Source organism: Pseudomonas sp. S5D5 (genome assembly GCF_003013355.1).
Taxonomy (GTDB): Bacteria; Pseudomonadota; Gammaproteobacteria; order Pseudomonadales; family Pseudomonadaceae; genus Aquipseudomonas; species Aquipseudomonas aylmerensis.
In genome coordinates, this window is record NZ_PTEO01000001.1 from 41465 (window position 1) to 67807 (window position 26343).

Annotated in this window: 22 protein-coding genes; 8 read left to right on the forward strand and 14 right to left on the reverse strand. The window is 62.7% G+C overall.

Annotation, left to right across the window (positions count from 1 at the left end):
* Positions 1-53: 53 nt before the first annotated feature.
* Positions 54-1862 (forward strand): sodium-extruding oxaloacetate decarboxylase subunit alpha, encoded by a 1809-nt coding sequence (gene oadA / locus C9990_RS00200; protein WP_106802258.1) that lies wholly within the window; start codon positions 54-56, stop codon positions 1860-1862.
* Positions 1863-1945: 83 nt separating this feature from the next.
* Here the strand turns inward: oadA and C9990_RS00205 are convergent, their stop codons facing one another.
* The 4 genes from C9990_RS00205 to C9990_RS00220 all read right to left on the reverse strand — a co-directional run bounded on the left by C9990_RS00205 (position 1946) and on the right by C9990_RS00220 (position 5199).
* The gene (locus C9990_RS00205; protein WP_106802259.1) at positions 1946-3247 is read right to left on the reverse strand and encodes an autotransporter domain-containing protein; all 1302 of its coding nucleotides are present in this window, start codon (positions 3245-3247) and stop codon (positions 1946-1948) included.
* Between the two features lie 179 nt (positions 3248-3426).
* The gene (locus C9990_RS00210; protein WP_106802260.1) at positions 3427-4107 is read right to left on the reverse strand and encodes a GNAT family N-acetyltransferase; all 681 of its coding nucleotides are present in this window, start codon (positions 4105-4107) and stop codon (positions 3427-3429) included.
* 10 nt (positions 4108-4117) lie between these two features.
* Entirely contained in the window at positions 4118-4564 is a 447-nt protein-coding gene (locus C9990_RS00215) for a GNAT family N-acetyltransferase (RefSeq protein WP_106802261.1), read from the reverse strand.
* On the reverse strand, positions 4561-5199 hold the full coding sequence (locus tag C9990_RS00220) for an FMN-binding negative transcriptional regulator (RefSeq protein ID WP_106802262.1): 639 nt from the start codon (positions 5197-5199) through the stop codon (positions 4561-4563). Before C9990_RS00220 ends, C9990_RS00215 begins: the two co-directional genes overlap by 4 nt.
* 87 nt (positions 5200-5286) lie before the next feature.
* On the opposite strand from C9990_RS00220, the gene C9990_RS00225 reads away from it, so the two are divergent.
* Entirely contained in the window at positions 5287-6828 is a 1542-nt protein-coding gene (locus C9990_RS00225) for a PLP-dependent aminotransferase family protein (protein ID WP_106802263.1), read from the forward strand.
* A gap of 2 nt (positions 6829-6830) precedes the next feature.
* Here the strand turns inward: C9990_RS00225 and C9990_RS00230 are convergent, their stop codons facing one another.
* From C9990_RS00230 to aspA, 8 genes are all read right to left on the reverse strand, one after another.
* Positions 6831-11216: a dermonecrotic toxin domain-containing protein gene (locus tag C9990_RS00230; protein WP_256595045.1), complete on the reverse strand. Its 4386-nt coding sequence runs from the start codon at positions 11214-11216 to the stop codon at positions 6831-6833.
* A gap of 96 nt (positions 11217-11312) precedes the next feature.
* Positions 11313-11438: a hypothetical protein gene (locus C9990_RS32630; protein WP_256595046.1), complete on the reverse strand. Its 126-nt coding sequence runs from the start codon at positions 11436-11438 to the stop codon at positions 11313-11315.
* Between the two features lie 116 nt (positions 11439-11554).
* On the reverse strand, positions 11555-12646 hold the full coding sequence (locus tag C9990_RS00235; RefSeq protein ID WP_106802264.1) for a polyamine ABC transporter substrate-binding protein: 1092 nt from the start codon (positions 12644-12646) through the stop codon (positions 11555-11557).
* A complete protein-coding gene (locus tag C9990_RS00240) occupies positions 12643-13677 on the reverse strand; it encodes a histone deacetylase family protein (RefSeq protein WP_065902575.1) in 1035 nt (344 codons plus the stop codon). Before C9990_RS00240 ends, C9990_RS00235 begins: the two co-directional genes overlap by 4 nt.
* A gap of 133 nt (positions 13678-13810) precedes the next feature.
* A complete protein-coding gene (locus C9990_RS00245) occupies positions 13811-14803 on the reverse strand; it encodes an AraC family transcriptional regulator (RefSeq protein ID WP_106802265.1) in 993 nt (330 codons plus the stop codon).
* A 50-nt stretch (positions 14804-14853) separates the two neighbouring features.
* On the reverse strand, positions 14854-15831 hold the full coding sequence (locus tag C9990_RS00250; protein ID WP_106802266.1) for an asparaginase: 978 nt from the start codon (positions 15829-15831) through the stop codon (positions 14854-14856).
* Positions 15832-15917: 86 nt separating this feature from the next.
* Entirely contained in the window at positions 15918-17369 is a 1452-nt protein-coding gene (locus C9990_RS00255; RefSeq protein ID WP_106802267.1) for a sodium:alanine symporter family protein, read from the reverse strand.
* Positions 17370-17760: 391 nt separating this feature from the next.
* On the reverse strand, positions 17761-19185 hold the full coding sequence (aspA, locus tag C9990_RS00260; RefSeq protein ID WP_017135792.1) for an aspartate ammonia-lyase: 1425 nt from the start codon (positions 19183-19185) through the stop codon (positions 17761-17763).
* A gap of 182 nt (positions 19186-19367) precedes the next feature.
* Here aspA and C9990_RS00265 point away from each other — a divergent pair, with 182 nt between their 5' ends.
* The 5 genes from C9990_RS00265 to C9990_RS00285 all read left to right on the forward strand — a co-directional run bounded on the left by C9990_RS00265 (position 19368) and on the right by C9990_RS00285 (position 23163).
* Complete coding sequence (locus C9990_RS00265; protein WP_106802268.1) at positions 19368-20276, forward strand: LysR substrate-binding domain-containing protein; 909 nt, start codon at positions 19368-19370, stop codon at positions 20274-20276.
* 331 nt (positions 20277-20607) lie between these two features.
* On the forward strand, positions 20608-21099 hold the full coding sequence (gene purE, locus C9990_RS00270) for a 5-(carboxyamino)imidazole ribonucleotide mutase (protein WP_003195648.1): 492 nt from the start codon (positions 20608-20610) through the stop codon (positions 21097-21099).
* Positions 21100-21110: 11 nt separating this feature from the next.
* On the forward strand, positions 21111-22196 hold the full coding sequence (locus C9990_RS00275; RefSeq protein WP_106802269.1) for a 5-(carboxyamino)imidazole ribonucleotide synthase: 1086 nt from the start codon (positions 21111-21113) through the stop codon (positions 22194-22196).
* Between the two features lie 106 nt (positions 22197-22302).
* Positions 22303-22548, forward strand: a complete 246-nt coding sequence (locus tag C9990_RS00280) for a GlsB/YeaQ/YmgE family stress response membrane protein (protein WP_010168336.1) — start codon at positions 22303-22305, stop codon at positions 22546-22548.
* 78 nt (positions 22549-22626) lie between these two features.
* Complete coding sequence (locus tag C9990_RS00285; protein WP_106802270.1) at positions 22627-23163, forward strand: DUF3299 domain-containing protein; 537 nt, start codon at positions 22627-22629, stop codon at positions 23161-23163.
* Positions 23164-23216: 53 nt separating this feature from the next.
* Here the strand turns inward: C9990_RS00285 and C9990_RS00290 are convergent, their stop codons facing one another.
* Positions 23217-24116 (reverse strand): D-hexose-6-phosphate mutarotase, encoded by a 900-nt coding sequence (locus tag C9990_RS00290; protein WP_106802271.1) that lies wholly within the window; start codon positions 24114-24116, stop codon positions 23217-23219.
* A gap of 57 nt (positions 24117-24173) precedes the next feature.
* Positions 24174-24578 (reverse strand): acyl-CoA thioesterase, encoded by a 405-nt coding sequence (locus tag C9990_RS00295; protein ID WP_003176975.1) that lies wholly within the window; start codon positions 24576-24578, stop codon positions 24174-24176.
* A 466-nt stretch (positions 24579-25044) separates the two neighbouring features.
* Between C9990_RS00295 and C9990_RS00300 the strand changes: the two genes are divergently transcribed.
* Positions 25045-26334, forward strand: coding sequence for an MFS transporter (locus C9990_RS00300; RefSeq protein WP_065902562.1), 1290 nt, complete (start codon positions 25045-25047; stop codon positions 26332-26334).
* Positions 26335-26343: the final 9 nt, after the last annotated feature.

The following is a 26343-nucleotide window of genomic DNA, read 5'->3' on the forward strand; positions in this document are numbered from 1 at the left end:
GCGTTTACTTGCAGCTTGTAGCTTGAAACTTGCCGCTATGAGGAGATCCGAATATGACTAAGAAAATCTTCGTAACCGACACCATCCTGCGCGACGCCCACCAATCGTTGCTGGCGACCCGCATGCGCACCGACGACATGCTGCCGATCTGCGACAAGCTCGACAAAGTCGGCTACTGGTCGCTGGAAGTCTGGGGCGGCGCGACCTTCGACGCCTGCGTACGGTTTTTGAAAGAAGACCCATGGGAGCGCCTGCGCAAGCTGCGCGCCGCGTTGCCTAACACGCGCCTGCAAATGCTCCTGCGCGGCCAGAACCTGCTGGGCTACCGCCACTACAGCGACGACGTGGTCAAAGCCTTCGTCGCCAAGGCCGCCGTGAACGGCATCGACGTGTTCCGTATCTTCGACGCCATGAACGATGTGCGTAACCTGCGCGTGGCCATCGAGGCGGTGAAAGCTGCCGGCAAACATGCCCAGGGCACCATCGCCTACACCACCAGCCCGGTGCACACCATCGAAGCGTTTGTGGCCCAGGCCAAGCAAATGGAATCCATGGGCTGCGACTCGGTGGCAATCAAGGACATGGCCGGCCTGCTGACCCCGTACGCCACCGGCGAACTGGTCAAGGCGCTGAAGGCCGAGCAGAGCCTGCCCGTGTTCATCCACTCGCATGACACCGCCGGCCTGGCCGCGATGTGCCAACTCAAAGCCATCGAGAACGGTGCCGACCATATCGACACCGCGATTTCCAGCTTCGCCTGGGGCACCAGCCACCCGGGGACCGAGTCGATGGTTGCCGCGCTCAAAGGCAGCGAATTCGACACCGGCCTGAGCCTGGAGCTGCTGCAGGAAATCGGCCTGTACTTCTACGCCGTGCGCAAGAAGTACCACCAGTTCGAAAGCGAATTCACCGCAGTCGACACCCGCGTGCAAGTCAACCAGGTGCCGGGTGGGATGATTTCCAACCTCGCCAACCAGCTGAAAGAGCAGGGCGCACTCAACCGCATGGGCGAAGTGCTGGCCGAAATCCCGCGGGTGCGTGAAGACCTTGGCTTCCCGCCGCTGGTCACGCCGACCTCGCAGATCGTCGGCACCCAGGCGTTCTTCAACGTGCTGGCCGGGGAGCGCTACAAGACCATCACCAACGAAGTGAAGCTCTACCTGCAAGGCGGCTACGGCAAGGCGCCGGGCACCGTGAACGAGAAACTGCGCCGTCAGGCCATCGGCAGCGAAGAGGTGATCGACGTGCGTCCGGCCGATTTGCTCAAGCCGGAAATGACCAAGCTGCGCGGCGAGATCGGTGCGTTGGCCAAGTCTGAAGAAGACGTGCTGACCTACGCGATGTTCCCGGACATCGGGCGCAAGTTCCTCGAGGAACGCGACGCCGGCACCCTGGCCCCTGAAGTGCTGCTGCCGATCCCTGAAGCCGGCGGTGTGGCGCGTGCTGGCGGCGAAGGCGTGCCGACCGAGTTCGTCATCGACGTGCACGGCGAAAGCTACCGCGTGGACATCACCGGCGTCGGCGTGAAGGCCGAAGGCAAGCGCCATTTCTACCTGTCCATCGACGGCATGCCGGAAGAAGTGGTGTTCGAACCGCTCAACGAATTTGTCAGCAGCGGCGGCAGCAAGCGCAAGCATGCCACTGAGCCGGGCCACGTCAGCACGGCAATGCCGGGCAACATCGTCGACGTGCTGGTCAAGGAAGAGGATGTGGTCAAGGCTGGCCAGGCCGTGCTGATCACCGAGGCCATGAAGATGGAAACCGAAGTGCAGGCGTCGATCGCCGGCAAGGTCACCGCTGTGCATGTGGCCAAGGGCGACCGGGTCAACCCGGGCGAGATCCTGATTGAGATCGAAGGCTGATACAGCCTTCGACATAACCGTTTAATCCTCGGGGGAGCAGGTGCTCCCCTTTTTTTTGCCTGTCGATCGGGCTTCCCGGTGCCTTAGAACGCCATCGCCCATTGGCCCATCAACCCCTGGTTGCGACTGTGGCTGCCAAACTCGGCGCTGTAGGCCAGGCCTACGCTGTGCTCGTCCGACAGCGCCAGCTCCACGCCGGTGCGCAGCGCCAGGCTGTCACGGTCCAGGGACGTGCCGCCGACGGTGAACGCGCTGTTGAAGTCCTCACGTTTTTCCCAGGCGAAGGACTGACGTACGCGGCTGCTGGTGTCGCCATAAAGATGCTTCCAGCTTGTGCTCAGGTGCGGCTTGAGGATCATCTGGTTGGCCAGCGTCACGTCATGGGTCACGCGCAGGCCGAAGGTGCTGCTGAGGTTCTGCTGGGTCTGCGTACCCACGTTCAAGGCGCTGTAGCCGCCTTTCTCCTGGAAGCGTTCGCGGTGATAACGCTGGAAACCCACGCCGGCAAAGGGCTCGGCGCGCCAGTCAACGGTCTGCAGCTGATAGCCCAGCTCGGCAAATGCGTTTTGGCTCCGCGCCTTGTACTTGCCCGAGAGGTGATCGCGGTGATTGATGAAGTCGAAGTCGACCGTGCGTTTGTTTTGCCCGGTATGGCTGCTGTACAGCGCGCCGAAGCGTAGCGCGAGTGGCCCGTCCAGGCGGACGGCGTAGGCGCCGAGGTGCCAGCTGTCCACTTCACCCTTGAAGCGCCTGGCGCTCAGGTCAGTGCCGGATTTGCCGCCCACCACACCCACCCGCCATGCATCGTCGATTGCGCCGTCAGCCCCCAGTAACAGGCCTTGGCTGCTCTGTTTCAAGCCGGCACTGCCGTGTTGCGCATCAAGGCTGCCGCCATTGCCCAGGCCTTGCAGCCATACGCGACCGGTGTCGCCGGTGTCTTTATCCAGCTGGCGTATGGCTGCCAACAGGTTGGCGTTCAAGGCTTTCTGGCTGTTCTGGGTGGCAGTGCCGAGGTTGGCGTTCTGGCTTCCCGCCAGTTGCTCGAGCACTGCACCTATTCGGCTCGGCTCCAGGGTGCTCAGGTACAGGCCGTAACGTTCGAGCCGGCTTTTTTCCCACTCGTTGAACTCATCCGACGCCAGCAACCCATCCACGGCGGCGTCCAGCACCCGAGCGACGCTCAGGGCGTTTCGGCTGGTCGCCCGGTCGGCAAAGTAGAAGTCTTCAGGCGCCGGCAGCGCCGGCGCGGAATGACCCTTGTTGCCGGGCTGTTCGAACCATTCACTGTCTGGCTCCATATCGCCCCTGGCCTGTGCGTATTGAGCGCCGAGGGCACCCAGCGCCAGGGTGATGGCGAGCGCGAGTTGTTTGTGTATGCGCGGCATGTAATCCCACCTCTTGATGTATGAGGCGGGGAATTTAGCGAGGCTGCGGGGGGATAAATGTCAGGCCGGGCGACCCTTGCTTGCGGGAGATGTCGCTAGTCTGCAGCGATAATTGCGGCTATCGCCAAGGGATTGGGCCGACGCGCATTGCGCCGCCGGCCCAGCGGTTGAACCACGTCTCAGAGCGCCTGCTGGCGACACTCCGCGAGGCTCTTCAACTGCCCAGGGCCCGACTGGTTGGCCGCTGACAACCAGGCCTCGAAACCCGCGCCAATCGCGGGCCATTCCGAATCCAGGATCGAGTACCACGCGGTATCGCGGTTTTGCCCCTTTACCACCATGTGCTGGCGGAACACCCCTTCAAAACTGAACCCCAGCCGCTCGGCCGCGTATTTGGAGCGGGCGTTGCCGTTGTTGCACTTCCATTCCAGGCGGCGATAGCCCTGTTCGAACGCATGCTTGGCGAGCAGGTACACTGCTTCGGTGCTTTTCGGCGAGCGTTGCATCGGTGCGCCGAAGGTCACGTGGCCGATTTCGATGCGGCCCTGGGCCGGGACGATGGACATCAGGCTGAGGATGCCTTGCACCTGGCCGCTCGCCCGGTCGATCACGCTGAAGAAATACGGATCGCTGTGTTGCGCATGGTTGTTGAGCCAGTCATTGAAGGCGCCGCGCTCGGGGAATGGGCCGTAAGGCAGGTAATCCCACAGTTTCGGGTCGGCGCCGGGGCCTTGCAGGGCTTGGAACAGGTCGTCGCCATGGCGTGCCGGGTCGAGTTTTTCCAGGCGGATAAAGCGCCCTTCGAGCAGTTGGACCGTAGGCGCCGGGACGCCTTTCCAGTCGGCGGGTGAGATAGGCATGCTGCGCTCCTTAAAGACCTTTGCGAAATTGAATGAAACCCGGACGTTCGGCGATGCGCTCGTACAGTTGGATCGCCGTGGCGTTGGTCTCGTGGGTCAACCAGTGCACCTTGGCACAACCATCAGCCTTGGCGGTGGCATAGACGAACTCGATCAGTTTGCGGCCAACGCCGGTGCCGCGCTGGGCCGGGTCCACCAACAGGTCCTGCAGGTAGCACGAGTTCTCGATGCTCCAGTTGGAACGGTGGTAGATGAAGTTGACCATGCCCACGGCCTTGCCATCCTGCCAGGCCAGCGCGGAATGGGTCGGCTCCTGTGCATCGAGCAGGCGTTGCCAGGTGCTCTGGGTCACGGCGTCCGGCAGCTCGGTGTTGTAGAACTTCAGGTACGCCTGCCACAGCGGCAGCCAGGCGGCGTGGTCGGCGACAGTGACCGGGCGGATGTCGATCTGGCTCATTCTGGAACTCCTTGGGGAATAAAGCGGGCGAGGGTCTGGTCGCGCACATCGGCGCTGGCGGCCAGCCCTTTACGAACACCGTCGATGTCGGCCTGGCTGCGGTTCTGGCTGAGCTTGCGCTTGCCGATCAGGCGCTCGATCGGCAGGGCGAAGCCGACGATGGCCTTGAGCATGCCGTCGATGTAATCGGCCGGGGCGTCGCTGACCTTCCACGGCTGGGTACGGTTGCCTTCATGGCGATCAGTCAGGGCGCTGACCAGTGCAAGCAGGCGCTCGGCGTCGGTAAACACTTCAGCCTTGCCGTAGGCATGCACCGCCAGGTAGTTCCAGGTCGGGACCACCTTGCCGTGCTCGGCCTTGGCCGGGTAGAACGCCGGGCTGATGTAGGCCTCGGCGCCGGCAAAGATCACCAGGGCCTCGCTGCCGTTTTGCAGGTCGCGCCATTGCGGATTGGCCTTGGCCAGGTGCCCGTAGAGGGTGCCATTGGGGCCTTCATCGGGGTTGAGCAGCAGCGGCAGGTGGCTGGCTTGCAGGCCTTGCTCGCCAACGGTCACCAACTGCGCCAGGCGCGTGTGCTGAATCAGTTGCTGCAATTCGGGCAAGTCTTCGAGGGCAAAGGCGCGAGGTGTGTACATGAATATTTTCCTTGGCGAATGCCTGCATCGTAGGCAGGCTAATGGTCTGTTGTAAGAGCCATCTCAGGCCAATTTCATAGGTCCAATATGCCGCCCCTTTCGCCGCCTCTTTCATTCAACCCTGCCGGCATCGAGCTGGACCGGCGCCAAGGCCTGACGCGCCAGCTGTATGAGGCCCTGCGCCAGCGGGTGCTGGACGGACGCCTGGCCAGCGGCACGCGCTTACCCGCCAGCCGTGACTTGGCAGCGGCCCTGGCGATTTCGCGCAACAGCGTGGTGCGTGCCTACGATCAACTGTACGCCGAAGGGTTTATCGAAGGCCGAGTCGGTGATGGCACCTATGTGGCCCAACTGCCTCAGCCGAAAAAACTATCCACAAAAGTGTCCACAGGGTTACCCACAGGCTTATCCCCAGCCTTATCCACAAAATGGACAGATTTGCCCGAAGATCTCGATAACGAAGTTATCCACAGACCGGGCCTGGCCCGGGTGAAAAACAACCATCTTTCACAGCCGCCTGCGGGCCCGCCCAGGGCGTTTCGCGTGGGTGTACCGGCTTTTGATCTGTTTCCGTTTGAGGTATGGGCCAAGCTGAACGGGGCATTCTGGCGCAAGCCGGACCTGGAGCAGTTGTGCTACGGCGACCCGGCGGGCGATGCTCGCCTGCGTGGCCTGATTGCCGCTTACCTGCGCAGCTCGCGGGGCATGCAGTGCGCGGCTGAGCAAATAGTGATCACCTGTGGCGCACAGCAGGCAATCAGCCTTTGTGCACAGTTGCTGGTGGAGCCGGGCGACGGTGTTGCGGTGGAAAACCCGGGTTACCGCGCTGCCGGCCATGCATTCGCCCTGGCCGGTGCGAACCTGCAGGGCGTGCCGGTGGACAACGAAGGCATCGACTGCCACACCCTCAACAGCCTGAAAGATTGCCGCCTGGCCTATGTCACGCCGTCCCACCAATACCCGTTGGGCGTGGTCATGAGCCTGGCGCGGCGCCTGGAACTGCTGGCGTGGGCCGAGCGCACCGGCGGCTGGATCATCGAGGACGACTATGACGGCGAGTACCGCTACAGCGGCGCACCGCTGGCGCCCCTGGCCGCGCTGGACCGCAGTGGTCGCGTGCTCTACGTCGGCACCTTCGGCAAAGTCGCGTTCCCGGCCCTGCGCCTGGGGTATCTGGTATTGCCGCCGGGGCTGGTGGATGCGTTCTCGCGGCGCCGTGCGGTGGACATGCGCCACTCGGAAGTCAGCACCCAGGCGGTGATGGCCGAGTTCATGGCGGCCGGGCACTTCCAGCGCCATATTCGCCGCATGCGGCGGGCGGCGTTGAGTCGCCGCAATGCGGTGCTGGCCGGTTGGCCGGGCGGCTTGCCGGGCGTCGGCGAATTGCCCAGTGTGGCGGCGGGGCTGCACATGACGGTACGCGTGGACAGCCTGGCCCGCGAGCAGCAATTGGTTGAGCAGGCCCAGGGCGTGCGGGTCGAGGTAAATGGGCTGAGCAGTTATTGGCTGGCGCACTCCACCACGCCGGCGGACCAGCGCGCCGGCCTGGTGCTGGGCTTTGCCGCCGTGCCCGAAGCGGCCATCGCCGAGGCCCTGGCTAAGCTGCGCAGGGCCTGGCAGGCCAGTTGACCTCAGCTCTGGAAGAACAGTGAACGAGCCAGCTGCGGGCTGATTTCGCTGCGATAAATCGCAATCTGATCGCCGTCGCTCAGGCCGGTGCGATGGATCGCGCCGCCGAGTCGCTGCTGTTCACGGGTCTTGAGGTGGCCGGCGGTGAAATGGTCGAGCTCGGCGTGCGGCGAATCGTAATGAAAGTGCGCATACCACAGCACTTCCTGGGTGTTGTGATCGCTGATCGCGTACTCATCCAGGTAGTCCTTGCCGGGGCCCTTGAGGCGCCGGCGGGTGATCACCTTGGCAATGTTCACCGCCCCCTGGCTGTGCAGCCACTGCACCCGCGCGGCAGTCGGCAGTTGCTGTTTGGTCATGCTGATGCGGGTACTGGTGCCCAGCGCATAGAGCCGTTGCGTGGCCTCGTTGAGTTGGCGGTTGAGGGTGGCGGCAGACGGGCGATCGCTCTCCGTGAGGTTGCGTTGGGTCAGCGCCTCTTCGATGTTGCTCGCTGCCAGCTCCATGCGGGCGGCGTGCTGGTGCAGCATCTCTTCGATTTCCACCGGGATTCGCCCGGCTTTCCTCGACTGCACCAGGAGGCGCTGGGTCGCGGAGGGCTCTTCATCCAGCAGGTTTTGCGCGTTGCTCATGCTGATATTGAGGTCCACCGCCACCGGCCGTTGTGGCCTTGGGGTCGGCGTCGTGCGCTCGACCCACACCCCGGGGCTTTTTTCGTGGAAGGTCGCAATGACCTTGCCCGTGACCGGCGCCTTTACGTCCAGGAGCCCCTCGTCAGAGGGGCGTGGCTCGCCTACTACCACCGCGTTGAAGCGGGTCTTGATGACCTTCTTCTTCGGCGCCTGCTGCGTTTTCGACGGGCCGGCCTTGGTCTCCCGCGGCTTGCGTTCTTTCAACAGTCGGGCCAATTCATGCACGGCTTGCCTGTTGAAATCGTCGATGCGTTGGCGAAGGCTCTCCAGCGGTTCCCTCTGCACGTAGTCCGGGTGTTCGGCGTGCAGGTCCAGCAGGCGTTGATCGACCAGGGAGAATTGTTCGACCAGGCTGTTGAGCACCTCGATCCGCTCGCCCGGGTCGCTGACACTGGCGTCGGGCATGGCCTCGATCCATGTTTGTATGTTGAGGTCGGCGATGTTCACGATTTCATTGAGCTGGGTGTGGGCATCGACGAAGGCTTCACCGCTGCCTTCCCTGATGCACAGGTAGCGATTCAAAGTGATTTGCAGGGCCTTGAGGTCGTGAAGCTTGAAGTCAGGCAAGGCATGGAGAGTGTTCTGGATGACTTTCATGCCGTCGATGCCCAGTTCCTGCAGGTGCAGGTAACGGGTTTGCGCGTATTCGAGGCGGCTGATCATGTCCAGGTTCAGCTGCGACATTTTCTCGGCGAGTGCGGTCTGTCTCTCGGTTTGCATAGGCGCGAGGGCTTCCATCTCATCGAGCGTCGACAACAGTTCTGTCCGGAACGTCGGCAGGGTTTCAGAGACGGCGAAGCGCGTGAGCAGCAGTTGCTGGTTCAAGTAGTCGATCATGTCGCCCTGGTAGTTGGGCACCGTATCGATGACGTTCAGTGCCCGAAGCTGGCGGATGGGCACGTCATACTCGGCCAGGCGCGTGTCCAGTTTTTCGATGAATGCCCGGCGTTGTTGGTTGGTGGAGGGGCCGGGTTGCGGGTCTATTGCCGCGTGTGCCATGGCAACCTCGGCTTGCCCGCGCTTCTGGCCTGCATTGAAGGTGGTGAGCTGGCCCCTGAGCTCGGCGATCCGCGATGGTTTTTTGGCCTGGGCGGCCTTGCGCCGATTCCTGAACCCGGCGCCACGCAGGCGTAGTCGCGTGTCGACAAACCATTGGCCGGCCAGGTTACTGACCAGCAACGGGCCGACGTGGGAGGGGCGCTGCGGATCGACAATCATGACGTTGTCGTTCTCATCCAGCATGACCTCGAACCAGCGCTCCTTGACCGGTGCGTACCATTTTTCACCCAGGGCAGAGAGATTCAGGTGGGGACCGGGTTCTTGGCTTGGCTCCCTAAGCCCTGCGGGTTTATCGACTTTGAAGCGATCCAGTGTTGCCGCAAGGCTCGCGGGTAAGCGATTGAGTGCGCCACTGTTGTGCAGCGGCCCCAGATGGCGTGCCGGCAGTTCGGCATCGGGCAAGTTGGGTTGCTGCGTCACCACGATCTTGCGCGGCGGCGGCGTGGGGCGATGGGCGCTCGCTGGCGGTTCAAGTCTCGGCGGCTGTGCCTTGAGTGGGCGGGGCTGCGGCGGATGGCGCAGGGCAACATGCAGCACCAGGGCCATGCCCAGGTTGAGCAACAGGTCGACCTGCGCCGTCCAGGAGGTCTTGCCGTCAGGCCCGGGCTCGGCTTGGGTGGCTTCCTGCAGGTCGTCCATGATTTGCCAGATCCAGGCGGCAATCCCCACCGTGCGCCCCAGAAATGGCAGCGCCGCGCTGAAAATCAGCCAACCGGCCTGCCGGTAGGTGGCCCAGCGTTTCTTCACGTTGGATACCGATTGCCGGTTGGCCAGTTCAACCATCGCATGGGCGTTGTCCTTGAACAGGGTCGCCAGGTGATCGTTGCCCAGCACCTCATCACTCAAGGCAATGGGGCCGCTCATTTGCACCACTACCTGCGGTTCCACCAACCCGCGCACCACGGTCCATGGCGAGGGCAGGGCGGCAGGGAAGACGTACTGCTCGTAATTGAAGCGGCTGTCGTTGGGTAACCAGGCCAGCACCGAGTCGCGCAAGCTGCGGTGATGTTTGATGGCATACAACAGGTTTTCGCGTGACGGGAACTGCACCAGCACCGGGTCCAACAGGGGGCGATACAGCAGGCAGGGGCCTTGGGTGTGATCGCGGGGGCCGATCACGAACATATTCGCCACCGCATCCGGTTCCCGGCCGGGTCGCAGGGTGGGGATAAATGCCAGGCGACGGATGACAATCTCTTGCCCCTCGACCTGTCGGTCGTGCGCTTGCGCCTGCACGGCGGCGGCGACATAACGGTAACCGCGATCATCGATGCCATGCTCGCCCTGGATTTTCCACTGCAGGGCCAGCAGCGGCAGTTGCGTCCGCAGGTGCGAGGTGTAGAGGGTTTGCCGGCTACGGGATTGCTCTGGGTCATCGAGCAGGGTTGTCTTGATCAGCGTGGGGTAGTGTTGGCCGATGTCGAGGGTTTCGATCACGCCCTTGAGGTAGTCGTACGTCAGCCATGCGGGACCTGTGCCGCCGTTGTAGTGCACGGTGGGCGTGCCGGTGGGCAGGCCGGTGAGGTTCTCCAGGGCCAGGTCGATCAGGCTGCGCCGGGTGATGTCGCTGGCGCCGGGCAGCACAAACGTGCCCCAGACCACAGGGCTCTCGATGCTGATCTCGACCTTGTCCAGGCTCAGGCTCGCGCCATTCCTCTGCCGATTGATCTGTTTTTGCAGTTGCTCGCGTGCGTAATCGCGGATCGGAGGAATGCCGTCCTGGAACGTTCGACCGAGGTTGTGGGTATGCACCTCGGCCAGTTCGATCACGTACCGGCTATAGATCGACACGTCGAGGTCCGAGGCGTTGGCGAGCCAGTCGGGGAGCTGCTCATGAATCTGGCGGATGCTCGACAGCGAGTGCTCGCTCAGGTCCTCGATCACCGGCAGGATCCGCGCGACAGCCTGGCCGGTCGTGACCGCCACGGGAGCGACCTCGAAGCCGGCCGGGCCAATCGAACCGATCGCCTGCAGTTGCAAGGCGATCAGGTTGCACGCCAGGCTGTCGAAGAAATCTGCGCTGGGTTCGTACAGCCGCCATTGCACGCCGACATCCAGTTGATATTGGACCAGGCTGGCGGGCAGCGACTCACCGAGCTTTTCCAGCGACTCGAACTTCTCATAACCGTTGAGCAGCGAGTAGGCCAGAATCCGCTCGCTCTGCTCGTGTTTGCCGATCAACACCGCCATGTCCGACAGGCCGATATGCGTGGATTGGTTGTTGTGATGGCCATCCATGTCGATCAGGTAGGCGTGGGTCTGGAACGTATCGAAAGCCTTGCGCTTGGCCTGCTCCGGAAAGTGGAACAGCAACCTGGCCATGGCGCAGTCGTGTTCGTCCCAGCCCTCCTGCGTGGTGACGTTCCACACGTTGCGCAAGGAATGTGAGAGCAGCTGCCAGCGCGGGCCAGACATACCGTTGGAGGTATTCCAGTAGTCGAGTTGCTGCTCCTGGTAGGCGGTGAAAATCAGGGCTGCCAGCTCATTGATCAACCGCGCGATGGCATCGATCTTCACCGGCAGGTGTTCGGCGCGCGGTGCCTGTGGCTGCGCCGTGAGGAAATGCTCGCCGTCGATATAAATCACCGGCTCCGGCGACAGGGCCTGGTTGGCCAGGACCGAGGTCAGCGACTCCATGGCGGGGGGCGTTGACTGAATGAGGTCGTCGGCGATGCGCCAGTGTGGCGTGACGACGGTGGCCAGGTCCGGGTCGATATTCAGTGTCGGGTATTGCTACTTGAGGGCGGCGCGCAACAGGTTGGCGGCGACTTCGCGGATGGACGGGCCGGTACTCAGTTGCGTCAGCAGATCGTAGGTGCTGGGCGGGCGGTTACTGGTGGGGATCGAGTCGGTGGGCATTTGCAGCTCCTTGGCCGGTATCAGGCGTGAAGAGCTGCAAGGTAGAGTCTGGCAAGGCGGGCGAGACGGTAAATAAGTAGTAACGGCCGGGGCCTGCACGCCCCGGCCGTGGCCGATCAGGTCCCGGACTTGATCTTGGTCCAGGCGCGGGTCCTGGCGCGTTCGGCGTCGCGGCCCAGGGGTTTCAAGGTGTAGAGCGTGGCCATTGCCGCTTCGGTGGGGTACAGGTTGGGGTTGTTGCGGATCGCCGGGTCAACCTGTTCAGTCGCGTCCTTGTTGGGATTGGGGTAGCCGACGAAGTCACTGATTGGCGCGATCACACCGGGTTGCAGCAGGTAGTTGATGAAGGTGTAGGCGTCCTGCGGGTTCTTCGCGCCTTTGGGGATGGCAAGCATGTCGAACCAGATCGGCGCGCCTTCCTTGGGCAGGCGCATGTCCACTGTCACGCCGTTCTTGGCTTCCTTGGCGCGGTTGGCGGCCTGGGAAAAGCTGCCGGAATAGCCGACGGCGACGCAGATGTCTCCGTTGGCAATGTCGGCCATGTACTTGGAGGAGTGAAAGTAGGTGATGTACGGGCGGATCTTCATCAGCAGCGCTTCGGCTTTTTCATAATCCTTGGGGTTGCTGCTGTTGGGGTCCAGGCCCAGGTGCTGCAGGGCCAGGGGCAGGATCTCCGACGGCGAGTCCAGCAGGGCGACGCCGCACTGCTTGAGTTTGCTGATGTTTTCTTCCTTGAAGATCAGGTCCCAGCTGTCCACCGGCGCGTTGTCGCCCAGCGCCGCCTTGACCTTGGCCGGGTTGAAGCCGATCAGGATGGTGCCGTACATGTAGGGCACGGCGAATTTATTGCCGGGATCGTTGGCCTCGATCAGCTTCATCAGCTTGGGATCGAGGTGGTTCCAGTTCGGCAACTGGCTGCGGTCCAGGGGCTGGAACACGCCGGCCTCGATCTGCTTGGCCAGGAACACATTGGAAGGCACCACCACGTCATAGCCGGAGTTGCCGGTGAGCAACTTGGCCTCCAGGGCTTCGTTGGTGTCGAAGATGTCGTAGACCAGTTTGATCGCCGGGTTCTGCGCCTTGAAGTCATCCAGGGCCTTGGGCGTGATGTAGTCGAACCAGTTGTAGACGCGCAGGGTTTTTTCTTCGGCGTGGGCGGCAGTGCTGAGCACCGCCGCGCACAGTACAAGCGACTTGAGCATGTTCATTCGGCTGACCCCTCAAAACCTTCGAGAACGTTGACGGCATTGATGCCGATTTCTTCCACGGCGTAGCCGCCTTCCATCACGAACAGCGTGGGCGTGCCGAGCTGCGCGATGCGTTTGCCCATGGCCAGGTAGTCCGGGCTGTCGAGCTTGAACTGCGAGATGGGATCGTCCTTGAACGTGTCCACACCCAGGGAGACCACAATGATGTCGGCGCCGTAGCGCTCGATTTCCCCGCAGGCCTGCTCCAGGGCCGCGCTCCAGGTGTCCCAGCCGGAACCGGCTGGCAGCGGGTAATTGAAGTTGAAGCCTTCCCCGGCGCCCTCGCCCAGCTCATCGGCGTAGCCGAGGAAGAACGGAAACTCCGCTTCCGGATGCCCGTGGATCGAGGTGAACAGCACATCGCTGCGTGCATAGAAAATCGACTGGGTGCCGTTGCCGTGGTGGTAATCCACGTCGAGGATCGCGACTTTCTTATGGCCCTGGTCGAGAAAGGCCTGGGCGGCGATGGCGGCGTTGTTGAGGTAGCAATAGCCGCCCATCAAGTCGCTGGCGGCGTGATGTCCCGGTGGCCGGCACAGGGCGAAGGCGCTGCGGGCGCCGTGTTGGATCGCCTGTTGCGCGGTGAGCGCGACCTGCGCCGCGCTGTAGGCCGCTTGCCAGGTGCCGGCGGTAATCGGCGCGCCGCCGTCGAAGCTGTAATAACCGAGCTGGCCGTGCAGGCTGGTGGGCAGCACGCGGCGCAAGGTGCGTGCGGGCCAGGTGTAGGGCAGCAGGTCGCCGTCCTGGTTGAATTCTGTCCAGCGTGCCCAGGCGCCTTTGAAAAAGTCGAGGTAGTCGTGGCTGTGAACGCGTTGCAGCGGTGCCAGGCCAAAGTCCTGCGGCGCTTGCACGGGGCCCAGTTCGCGGTCCTTGACCCGCTGCAGCACGTGGTCGGCGCGCGAGGGCATTTCGAAGCAGGGCATCAGTTGCCCGTCCATCAATTCGCAACGGCCATGGTGCAGGTGGTGATCGTCCGAGTAGATCGTCAGCATATTGTTGTTCTCCGCAGGCGGTATCGGTGCATGCAGTCTTGCGGGCGACGGCGATTATGAGAACGGCAGGAGCGGCCAAAAGGGGATAAATGTGGCCAGATTGTCTGTCCGAAATTCGCCCCTCAATGGGGCGTCATGGTCGAAATTGGCTCGGCGCCACGCCGCTCCAGCGCACGAACGCATGGCGAAAACTGGCGGTCTCGCTGAACCCCAGGGCCTCGGCGATCCTATAGATCGGCCACTGATCTTCAGCCAGCAACTGTTTGGCGCGTTCAAAGCGCAGTTCGTCGAGCAGTTCCTGGTAGCTGCAGCCCAGGTCATGCAGGTGTCGGCGCAGGGTACGCGCCGAGCACTTCATCTGCTCGGCCAGGCCTTCGAGGCCAGGTGCGGCGTGCAGTTGTGCCGCGAGCAGCTGGCGGATCCGTCCCAGCCAGGCTTCGCGCCCGGTGAATTCGGTGTTCTGTTTACGGCAGCGCTCGGCCATGGCCTGATGGGTCACGGTATCGGCGAGGGGCAAAGGCTGGGAGAGCCAGCGTTGGTCGAAGGCGAACGCATTGGCGGTGGCCTGGAACTGCAACGGGCAGTCGAAAGACTCGGTGTAGCGCGCCTGATAATCCGGCGCATCATGCTCAAAGCGCGCGCCCAGCAAGGGCAGCGGATGGCCAAGCAGGTCGTCGCAGATGACCTTCAGCGATCCCAGGCACAGCTCGACGTTGAAGGTGGTAAGCGCCGGGTTCTCGCGATAATCGCCGGCGGTGAACCAGATACGCTCGCCGTCCTCCTCAAGGCTCAGTTCGAACAGTGTTCCCAATAGCGCCGGATATCGCAGGGCCAGGCGCAGAGCGTCACCGAAAGTGGCACTGGTGAGCAGGGCATAGCCGAGCATGCCGTAGGACGAAACGTGCATGCGCCGCCCCACGATCAGGCCGATATCGCGCTGCAACGCCACGGCATTGGCGCACACCTGCATCTCCTGGTGGGTGGCAATACGCGTGTCGGCGCGGCTCAAGTCCGCCGCGCAGATACCGCTACCGGCCAGCAGCGCTTCGGCGGGCAGGCCTTCGGCCTTGAAGGTGCTGAGCACCAGGGAGACGGCATTGAGGGTGGTGAGGTGGGAGTGCAGCATGCGGACTTCCAGCCAGGTGATGGCTGGAAGTGGAGCAAGTTATATGCCGGTCAGCTCAGTTCGCCACACAGGTCGAGTTCCACCAGGCGGCGGACGTCTGCGGTGGCGAGGCCGGCACCGAGCAGCGCTTGCAGCTTGCCGAATGCCGCTTCGCGGGTCATGCCGCCCCCGGACAACACACCGACACCGCGCAAGCGGCTACCGGCTTCATACACGTCCAGTTCTACGCCGCCTTCATGGCATTGAGTGATTGCCACCACCACCACGTCCCGATCCTGCGCGCGCTGGAGGCTGGCCAGGAACGCCGGGTTATCGCTGGGCCCGGTGCCGCTGCCGAAGCATTCGAGCACCAGTGCCTGGATCCCACTGTCGATCAGTGCATCCACCTGCACGGCGGCAATGCCCGGCACCAGCGGCAATACGCCGACATTGGCCAGGGCCTTGGGCTGGCGGTAGTCCAGGGCGGCGGGGAGCGTCTCGGCCTTGGCCACGCCACCGTTACGCTGCAACGCAGCAAACGGATGGCGACCAAAACTGCGGATTTTCGCGCAGCGGGTCGGGGCCATCAGCGCGCCGTGGAAATACAGGTGCACACCCGGGGCCAGGCCTTTGCCCAGCGCTGCCAGCGAACCGCTGACGTTTTCCCAGGCGTCGCTGTCAGGCACGCCGGCGGGCAGCATCGAGCCGGTAAATACCACGGGCACCGGCAAACCCAGCAGTTGGAAGCACATGGCCGCCGCGCTGTAGGCCAGGGTATCGGTGCCGTGCAGGACCAGCACCGCGTCGCAGCCTGCGTCCACGGCTTCAACCACCGCGACGCGCAGGCGCTGCCAGTAGGCGGGAGTCATGTTGGCGCTGTCGATCAGCGGCGCCATTTCCCGGAAGCGCCAGGCGGGCACGGGCTCGTTGGCGAGTTGTTCGCGCATGCGGGCTTCGAAACCGGATGCGGGCGCCAGGCCGTTTGCGCTGGCCTGCATGCCGATGGTGCCGCCGGTGTAGAGCACCATGATGTTGTTAGCTGGGGACATCGAAGAATCTCCTGAACGAAAAACGCCGCCGGGCCCAGAGCATGCCCAAGGCCGGGCGGCGTGTCATCTATCTAGGCTTACGACGCTCAGCGTTGCGCTTGAGCGTTCAGTTCAGCCGATGCTTGAGCCGTTGGCTGCGACTTCACCGGATTCGCCGGCCAGGCCTTGCGATCCAGGTCCAGGTCAGGGAACTGGCTGGAGTCGAACACCGGGGTCTTGATGCCCGCTGCGCGCTGGTTGTCGTAGTCATTCAGGATGCGCATGGCGATCTTGAACAGGAACGCCAGGGCGAACAGGTTGACGAACGCGAGCATGGTCATGGTGATGTCGGCGAAGGCGAACACGGTGCTCAGGTTCTCGATCGAACCCCAGAAAATCAGCACCAGCACCAGCGCGCGGTAGCCCATCAACACTTTGCGGTTGTCGCCCACGATGAAGCGCAGGTTGCTCTCGCCGAGGTAGTAGTTGTACATGATCGAGGTGAACACGAACAACGCCAGGGCCACCGAGATGAACATCCGGCCCCAATCACCGACCACGGCCGCCAGGGAGTTCTGGGTCAGGGCAATGCCGTCGCCTTCAAAGCCCGGGGTGTAGAAACCGGAGAGCAGGATCAGCAGCGCCGTACAGGTGCAGATCACGAAGGTGTCGAGGAACACGCTGAACGCCTGCACCACGCCTTGGGCGATCGGGTGTTCTACCGACGCCACCGCTGCCACGTTAGGCGCACTGCCCAGGCCGGCTTCGTTGGCGAACACGCCGCGCTTCACACCCATGATGATCGCGCTGCCCACCAGGCCACCGAAGGCCTGGTCCAGGCCGAAGGCGCTCTTGACGATAGTCGCGAGCATGGCCGGCACGTGGTCGAATTGCAGCACGATCACGTACAGGGTCACGGCGATGTAGACGAGGGTCTTGACCGGTACCAGCAGGTCGGCGATCGAGGCAATACGCTTGATCCCGCCGATGAACACCAGGCCCAGCAATACCGCCAGCGCCAGGCCGGTGTAGGTGGTGTCCAGGCCGAAGGCGTTGTTCAGCGAGTGAGTCACGGCGTGGGCTTGCAGGCCGTTGAAGGCAAAGCCGAAGGTCACCAGCAGCAGGAAGGCCATGACCATGCCCAGCCAGCGTTTCTTCAAGCCATGCTGGATGTAGTAGGCCGGGCCGCCACGGTAGGTGCCTTCGGCGTCGGTGCGCTTGTACAGTTGGCCGAGGGAGCATTCGATGAAGCTCGAGGACATGCCCACCAGTGCGGTGACCCACATCCAGAACACGGCACCCGGGCCGCCCAGGGTCACGGCAATGCCGACGCCTGCGATGTTACCGGCGCCGACGCGACCGGCGAGGCTGAGCATCAGCGCCTGGAACGAGCTGAGCTGGCCGGAGCTGCTTTTCAGGCTGTCGCGAAACACCGAAAACATGTGGAAAAAGTGACGCAATTGAACGAAACGCGAGCGGATCGTGAAGTAGCCACCGAGCCCGACAATGAGCACGATCAATACTTTCCCTGAGAGGAAGTCGTTGATGACTTCTAGCATGGAGTGTTCCTCGCTGATTTTTCTAATGGCAAACGCAGGACGGTCCGACACGTCGTATGGCACCAGGCAGTGCACGACGGTTCGACCCCAATCCTTTTGCGGGTGTTGTTATTCATGCGGTTTCGCGCTTCCAGGGTCTCGTTACCGACGACCGCTGACGCGAAGAGGGGCGGCACTATACCTAGGAGTGTGTGATCCGTCTGCACGAGGCGATTAAAGGTTTCAGCAGGCCGGAATCGGGCAAGGCGGGTTTGCAGGGCGATATTGGAGTTTTTATGGACGTCATTTCACAACCTTGAGGCAAAAAAAAGGGCCTGAAGAACGAGCCTTCAGGCCCTCAAAAGGTGAGAGGTGTCTAGTCCCTCAACCTGGTGAGCGGTGCAACAAACGCTTAGGCCTTCAACGGGACCAAACGTGGGGCAATCATGTTTTCGGGGCGCAGGATGTCGTCGAGCATGGCGTCGTCGAGCAAGCCTTCTTCACGCACCAGTTCCAGCACGCCGCGGCCGCTTTCGAGGGCGATGCGCGCGATGCGGGTGGCGTTTTCATAGCCGATGTATGGGTTCAGCGCGGTGACCAGGCCGATGGAGTGCTCCACCAGTTCGCGGCAGCGGGCTTCGTTGGCGGTGATGCCGACGATGCAGTGCTCGCGCAGCATGTCCATGGCGCGTTGCAGCAGGCGGATCGAGTCGAAGATCTTGAAGGCGATCAGCGGCTCCATCACGTTCAACTGCAGTTGGCCGCCTTCGGCTGCCATGGTCAGGGCCAGGTCGTTGCCGATGACCTGGAACGCCACCTGGTTGACGGCTTCCGGGATGACCGGGTTGACCTTGCCGGGCATGATCGAGCTGCCTGGCTGACGCGCCGGCAGGTTGATCTCGTTGATGCCGGTACGTGGGCCGCTGGACAGCAGGCGCAGGTCGTTGCAGATCTTCGACAGCTTCACCGCGGTGCGCTTGAGCATGCCGGAGAACAGCACGAAGGCGCCCATGTCGGAGGTGGCTTCGATCAAGTCGGCAGCCGGTACCAGCGGCTGGCCGCTGATCAGGGCCAGACGCTGTACGGCCAGGGCCTGGTAACGCGGGTCGGCGTTGATGCCGGTACCGATCGCGGTGCCGCCCAGGTTCACTTCGGTCAGCAGCTCCGGCGCCAGGGTTTTCAGGCGGGCCAGGTCTTCACCGAGGGTAGTGGCGAAGGCGCGGAATTCCTGGCCGAGGGTCATCGGCACGGCGTCTTGCAATTGGGTGCGGCCCATTTTCAACACGTGACCGAACTCGACGCCTTTGGCAGCAAAGGCCTGGATCAGGCTGTCGAGGCTGGCCAGCAGCGCGTCGTGGCCCAGCAGCAGACCCAGGCGGATCGCGGTCGGGTAGGCGTCGTTGGTCGACTGCGCCATGTTCACGTCGTTGTTGGGGTGCAGGTACTGATATTCGCCCTTGTTGTGGCCCATGGCCTCCAACGCGATGTTGGCGATGACTTCGTTGGCATTCATGTTGGTTGAAGTGCCGGCGCCGCCTTGAATCATGTCCACCACGAACTCTTCGTGGAAATCGCCGCGGATCAGGCGGGCACAGGCTTCGCTGATGGCAGCGTGCTTGGCTTCGCTGAGCTGGCCCAACTCGCGGTTGGCGTCAGCGGCTGCTTGCTTGACCATTGCCAGGCCGACCACCAATTTCGGGTAATGCGAAATCGGAACGCCCGAGAGGCGGAAGTTATTCACCGCTCGCAGGGTCTGGATGCCGTAATACGCTTGGGCAGGTACTTCGAGTACGCCAAGCAGGTCTTTTTCTGTGCGGAATGATGCAGCGGAGGACATGACGGAAATCATCTCGATATGGACCCGGAACAGGCCGGAACGCTGCGAATGCTAGGCTTGTAGAAGTTTTTGGGCCAATGCTGTTAAACACTGGCCTATGCACAAACGGCATAATGTCGGTGTGACCCGGTTATCATGGCGGGCGTGTGTGCCAAAATGGTGCGTACCCGTGGGAGGAAGTGATGAACCTTGAGAGCAAATGGCTGGAAGACTTCAGCGCCCTGGCGGCAACCCGCAGCTTTTCCCAGGCGGCGGAGCGGCGCTTTGTCACCCAGCCGGCGTTCAGTCGGCGTATTCGCAGCCTGGAAGCTGCGCTGGGCCTGACCCTGGTCAATCGCTCGCGCACGCCGGTTGAACTGACGGCAGCGGGGCAGTTGTTTCTGGTGACCGCGCGCACGGTGGTCGAGCAGCTCGGTGAAGTGCTGCGCCATTTGCATCACCTGGAAGGCGGGCAGGGCGAAGTCATGCAAGTGGCGGCCGCGCACTCCCTGGCACTGGGATTCTTCCCGCGCTGGATCGCGCAACTGCGCAATGAAGGCCTGAACATCGCCACGCGGCTGGTGGCCACCAACGTCGGCGACGCCGTGCATGCCCTGCGCGAAGGCGGCTGCGACCTGATGCTGGCGTTCTACGACCCGGATGCGGCGATGCAGATGGACGCCGAGATCTTCCCGTCGCTGCACCTGGGCAACACCGAGATGCTCCCGGTGTGCGCCGCCGATGCGGATGGCAAGCCGCTGTTCGACCTGGAAGGCGAGGGCAGTGTGCCGTTGCTGGCGTACAGCGCCGGTGCGTTCCTGGGGCGTTCGGTACATCTGCTGCTGCGCCAGCGCGCATTGCGCTTCACCACCGTGTACGAAACCGCCATGGCCGACAGTCTCAAAAGCATGGCCCTCGAAGGCCTGGGCATTGCCTGGGTGCCGCAGTTGAGCGTGCGCGCTGAACTGGCACGGGGCGAACTGATGGTGTGCGGCGGGCCGCAATGGCATGTGCCGTTGGAGATTCGCCTGTATCGCTGCGCGCTGGTGCGCAAGGCGAACGTGCGGTTGTTGTGGCGTAAGTTGGAAGGTGGGGCGGCGCAGAATACTTGAGCCAACACAGATCAAATGTGGGAGCTGGCTTGCCTGCGATAGCGGTGTATCAGCCGACATTTCAGGCACTGACCCTCCGCCATCGCAGGCAAGCCAGCTCCCACAGTATTTTGTGGTGCTTTCGCTGACCTGGAAGTCAATAAAACCGCCTGTTTGAGGTGTAAGACAGATGGTCATCCAAGGGGCTGTTTATCTGGATTATTACGGTATACTGCGCGGCCTTCGGCCGGTCCAACCGGCCAAATTTCGTACAACAAGCCACGCCGGATTTCCCGCGTGGCTTGTTGTTTTTTGACGCGCCTGCGGGCGCCCAGAGAGAAGAGGCACGACGATGAGTGCATTGGTTGGCGTGATCATGGGCTCCAAGTCCGATTGGTCCACCCTTAGCCACACCGCCGATATGCTGGAAAAACTCGGCATTCCGTATGAAGTGAAAGTGGTCTCTGCCCACCGCACCCCGGATTTGCTGTTCCAGTATGCCGATGAAGCAGAATCCCGTGGCATCGAGGTGATCATCGCCGGTGCCGGCGGGGCGGCTCACCTGCCAGGCATGTGTGCGGCCAAGACTCACCTGCCAGTGCTTGGCGTACCGGTGCAGTCGTCGATGCTCTCGGGCGTGGATTCGCTGTTGTCCATCGTGCAGATGCCGGCCGGTATCCCGGTGGCGACCCTGGCGATCGGCAAGGCCGGCGCGATCAACGCCGCGTTGTTGTCCGCCAGCATCCTGGGCGCCAAGCACCCGCAGTTTCACGCGGTGCTGAAAAAATTCCGTGCTGAGCAGACAGACAGCGTGCTGGACAATCCAGACCCACGTATCGCCTGAGGTTGTTGACGATGAAAATCGGTGTAATCGGTGGCGGCCAACTGGGCCGCATGCTGGCCCTGGCGGGTACCCCGCTGGGGATGAACTTCGCTTTCCTGGACCCGGCGCCGGACGCGTGCGCGGCTGCACTGGGTGAACACCTGCGTGCGGACTACAGCGACCCGGACCATCTGCGCCAACTGGCCGACGAAGTCGACCTGGTGACCTTCGAGTTCGAAAGCGTCCCGGCCGAAACCGTGGCATTCCTCTCGCAGTTCGTGCCGGTGTACCCGAGCGCCGAAGCCTTGCGCATCGCTCGCGATCGCTGGTTCGAGAAGAGCATGTTCAAGGACCTGGGCATCCCGACCCCGGCCTTCGCCGATATCCAGTCCCAGGCCGACCTCGACGCTGCGGTGGCCAGCATCGGCCTGCCGGCGGTAATGAAAACCCGCACCCTGGGTTACGACGGCAAGGGCCAGAAAGTCCTGCGCACCGCCGCCGATGTGGTCGGTACCTTCGCCGAGTTGGGCAGCGTTGCCTGCCTGCTGGAAGGCTTCGTGCCGTTCACCGGCGAAGTCTCGTTGATCGCCGTGCGTGCCCGTGATGGCGAAACGCGTTTCTACCCGCTGGTGCACAACACCCACGACAGCGGCATCCTCAAGCTGTCCGTGGCCAGCACCGACCACCCGTTGCAGGCCCTTGCGGAAGACTATTCCAGCCGCGTGCTCAAGCAGCTGGATTATGTCGGCGTGATGGCGTTCGAGTTCTTCGAAGTCGACGGTGGCCTCAAGGCCAACGAAATCGCGCCGCGTGTGCACAACTCCGGGCACTGGACCACCGAAGGCGCCGAGTGCAGCCAGTTCGAGAACCATCTGCGGGCAGTGGCCGGCTTGCCGCTGGGCTCCACGGCCAAGGTCGGCGAGAGCGCCATGCTCAACTTCATCGGCGTGGTGCCGCCGGTTGACCGCGTGATCGCCATCGATGACTGCCACCTGCATCACTACGGCAAGGCCTTCAAGGCCGGGCGCAAGGTCGGCCATGCCAACCTGCGCTGCAAGGACCGTGCGACGCTGCAAGCGCAGATCCTCAAGGTCGAAGCGCTGATCGCCGAGCAATAACCCAAGGATCGGCGGGAACCATTGGTTGCCGCCGTCTCTCTGATTGCAGGATGGCGAAGCCTGACTAGGCTTTGACATGACTCACATTCAATCAGAGGGAAATGCCATGGGTATCATCGGAACCATCTTCATCGGCTTGATCGTCGGCCTGCTGGCGCGTTTCCTCAAGCCAGGCGATGACAGCATGGGCTGGATCATGACCATCCTGCTGGGTATCGCAGGTTCGCTGGTCGCCACCTACGGTGGTCAGGCCCTGGGCATCTACCAGGCGGGCCAGGGCGCAGGCTTCATTGGCGCGCTGATCGGTGCCATCGTGTTGCTGGTGATCTACGGCCTGCTGCGAAAAAAATGATTTAGCTTCATGGCCCTCTGCGCTGCGCAGGCGCGGAGGGCTAGAATGCCGACACTGTTAACCTTGTCGAGCCTCTCCATGCGCCGTCTTCTGTTCACTCTTCTATTACTGGGCTGCGGCCTGGCCCACGCCGGTGAATTGCCGGAAACCGACTGGCTCGACCTGATGCCGCTGTCGGACCAGAAAGCCCTCGAAGCGATGCCCGAGATCGATCACAACTCCCCCGAAGCCCAAGGCACGTTCACCGACAAAGGCGGCTTGAAGCAGAGCAAGGGCTTGCCGGCTGTGATGTATTCGACCAAGACCGTGGCCGCCATGAATGGCAAGAACATCCGCATCGGCGGTTACCCGGTGCCGCTGGAGACCGACGCCAAGGGTCGCAGCACGCTGTTTTTCCTGGTGCCCTACCCAGGCGCCTGCATCCACGTGCCGCCACCGCCACCCAACCAACTGGTGCTGGTGCGGTACCCCAAGGGTTTGAGGCTGGATGATATCTACACGCCGCTGTGGGTCACGGGCACGTTGAAGGTGGAGAAGGTCAACAATGACCTGGCCGATGCGGCCTATGCACTGGATGCGGGGAAGGTGCGGGTGGTGAAGGAATCCGACCTCTAGACACCGCGAAACCCGTAGGCGCTGGCAAGCCAGCTCCTGCATCGGGTTCGGGTTTACAGGGCTAGCGCTTTGATGCTCACGCCCAGGGTATGACTTTCGCCCGGCGCCAGGCTCACCACATCATCCAGCACATTCGCCGTCTCGATGCACAGCATGCCTGTCCACCCATCATCGGCCATGTCATCAAACGCCTTGGCGCGTTCGGTCCAGGGGTTCCAGATCACCGTCGACTTCGAGCCCTCGGCGGTGAGTTGGATGCGGCGCTGCCAGTCTTTGTCGACAATAGTCTGCTGGGGCGGCGTGTCGAGGTAGATGCGATCCGTCTCGGCGGTGAAGTGCAGCAGCCCCGATTGCGTCTTCTCGGTCCAGCCGTCGGCGGTATCGATGTACGCCAGACCGTCCAGGCCCTCGACCTGCACGTTGCGCACATCGCTCACGGCGAAGTAGGTGTGCAGCGCCTGGCTGAGCGTCACGGTATCAGTGCCGCGGTTGTGGCTGGTCAGGTGGATATGCAGTTGGTCGTCCAGCCGCAGGCTCAGTTTCAGGTCGACCTGATGCGGCCAGCCGGGGAAGCCTCCCGCAGGCACCGGCAACACCAGGTCGACCCGCAGCGTTTCGCCTTCGAGTTCCGTCGCGGCCAGTTCCCACAGGGCGGTGCGCACAAAACCGTGGGCGCCGGCGGGCTGGTCACTCTGGCGCATTGCCTTGACGCTTTGCGGATTGCGGTCAAACACGCCAAACCATGGCCAGCACACCGGAACGCCGGTGCGAATGCCTTTGCCTTGCTTGAACACCGCCTCAGGATTCGGCCAGATCAGCGGCTGCTCGCCTGCGCGTTGGTAACTGAAGATGTGCGCGCCTTGTCGGGCGACTTTCAGTTCGGCGCCGTTGTGGCGAATGTGCCAGCAATCCAGCTCGTCGATTTTCACGGTTTCAACGTGGGGCGTAGGCATACACAGCACTCTTTATGGCAGGCAATGGGGCAATTGACCGTCAAAATCCGATGAGGTTTAACGCGCGCGCGACGGGACCGAACGCGTGCGGCCGCTGCCATCGATGGCGACGAACACGAACACCGCCTCGGTGACCTTGCGCCATTCGCTGGACAGCGGGTCATCGCTCCACACTTCGACCATCATCTGGATCGAGCTGCGGCCGATTTCCAGGGCCTGGGTATAGAAGGAAAGCTGCGCGCCCACCGCCACCGGGACCAGGAACGCCATGCGATCAATCGCCACGGTGGCCACGCGGCCACCCGCGACCTTGCTGGCCATGGCGGTACCCGCCAGGTCCATCTGCGCGACCAGCCAGCCGCCGAAGATGTCGCCGAAACCGTTGGTTTCACGCGGGAGGGCGGTGATTTGCAAGGCGAGATCGCCTTGCGGGATAGGATCTTCTTGTTCGAGTTCGATCATGCCGAGGGTGCCTCTGACCCGTGACGCTTCATGGGTATTTCAAGTGGATAGCCGTCTTCTGGAAAAACGTTTCAGCACCAACATACACCGCGTGATGCGTTTCTCGTAAGGCGTACTAAAAGGGAAACTCTGCCAAATCGGCTGGATGGCACCCAACGACGTTTTGGCACAGCAGCCCCTCAAGACTGGGGTTCTGCGCTTGCAAGGGCCGAGTATATCGAGACACATGCGTCACGACGACCTCTGGGCACTCATTTGGTCGGCAATTCGCGGCTGTATCGCGGCTTTTTCCGGCAACTGTGCTTCTGATTGCGGTTAATGTGCGGTCACCGGGGATAATTTGCACACTGGAACTGTTATCAGCTCACCGCTGTGCTTTTCCAAGCGATTTGCTATCTTGCCGAACCCGCCCTGGCGCAGCCAGCACCCCGGATCTGCCGTCCTGACTAATAAGAGAAGCCTTGCCATGTCCTCCGTGCCCGCAAGCAGTGCGCAACCTTCGCGCCCGCTGACCCGCAACGACTACAAAACCCTGTCGCTGTCTGCCTTGGGCGGGGCGCTGGAATTTTATGATTTCATTATTTTCGTGTTTTTCGCCACCGTGGTCGGAAAACTGTTCTTCCCCGTGGACATGCCCGAATGGCTGCGCATGATGCAGACCTTTGGCATCTTCGCCGCCGGCTACCTGGCGCGTCCGTTGGGCGGCATCATCATGGCGCACTTCGGTGACCTGCTGGGCCGCAAGAAGATGTTCACCCTGAGCATTTTCATGATGGCCGTGCCGACCCTGATCATGGGCCTGCTGCCGACGTACGCGCAGATCGGCCTGTGGGCGCCGATCCTGTTGCTGCTGATGCGCGTCATCCAGGGCGCGGCGATTGGCGGCGAAGTACCGGGCGCCTGGGTGTTCGTTTCCGAGCACGTGCCACCGCGCCATATCGGCTACGCCTGCGGCACCCTGACCAGCGGCCTGACCGCCGGGATCCTGCTGGGCTCGCTGGTGGCCACCGCAATCAACACTATCTATAGCCCGGAGCAGGTCTCGGATTACGCCTGGCGCATCCCGTTCCTGCTCGGCGGTGTGTTCGGCCTGCTGTCGGTGTACCTGCGCCGCTGGCTGCATGAAACGCCGATCTTCGCCGAGATGCAGCAACGCAAGACCCTGGCCGCCGAGCTGCCGTTGCGCGCCGTGCTGCGTGATCACCGCAGTGCCATCGTGTTGTCGATGCTGCTGACCTGGCTGCTCTCGGCCGGCATCGTCGTGGTTATCCTGATGACCCCGACCGTGTTGCAGACCGTCTACCACTTCAGCGCGACCGTGGCGCTGCAGGCCAACAGCCTGGCAATCGTCACATTGAGCCTGGGCTGCATCGCCTCCGGCGCGCTGGCCGACCGTTTCGGCGCCGGGCGTGTGTTGATCTTCGGTTGTGCCCTGCTGCTGGCGACCTCCTGGACGCTGTACCACAGCCTCATCGCCCACCCCGACTGGCTGTTCCCGCTGTACGCCTTGACCGGTTTGTTCGTCGGCACCATCGGCGTGGTGCCGTACGTCATGGTCAAAGCCTTCCCGCCGGTGGTGCGTTTCAGTGGGTTGTCGTTCTCCTATAACGTCGCCTACGCCATATTCGGCGGCCTGACGCCGCTGGCGGTGTCGCTGCTGATGAAGGAAAGCCCGATGGGCCCGGCTTACTACGTTGCTGTCCTGTGCGTGATGGGGATGGTTGTGGGTGGGTTCCTGTGGAAACGCGGGCGCTAAGACCCGCCC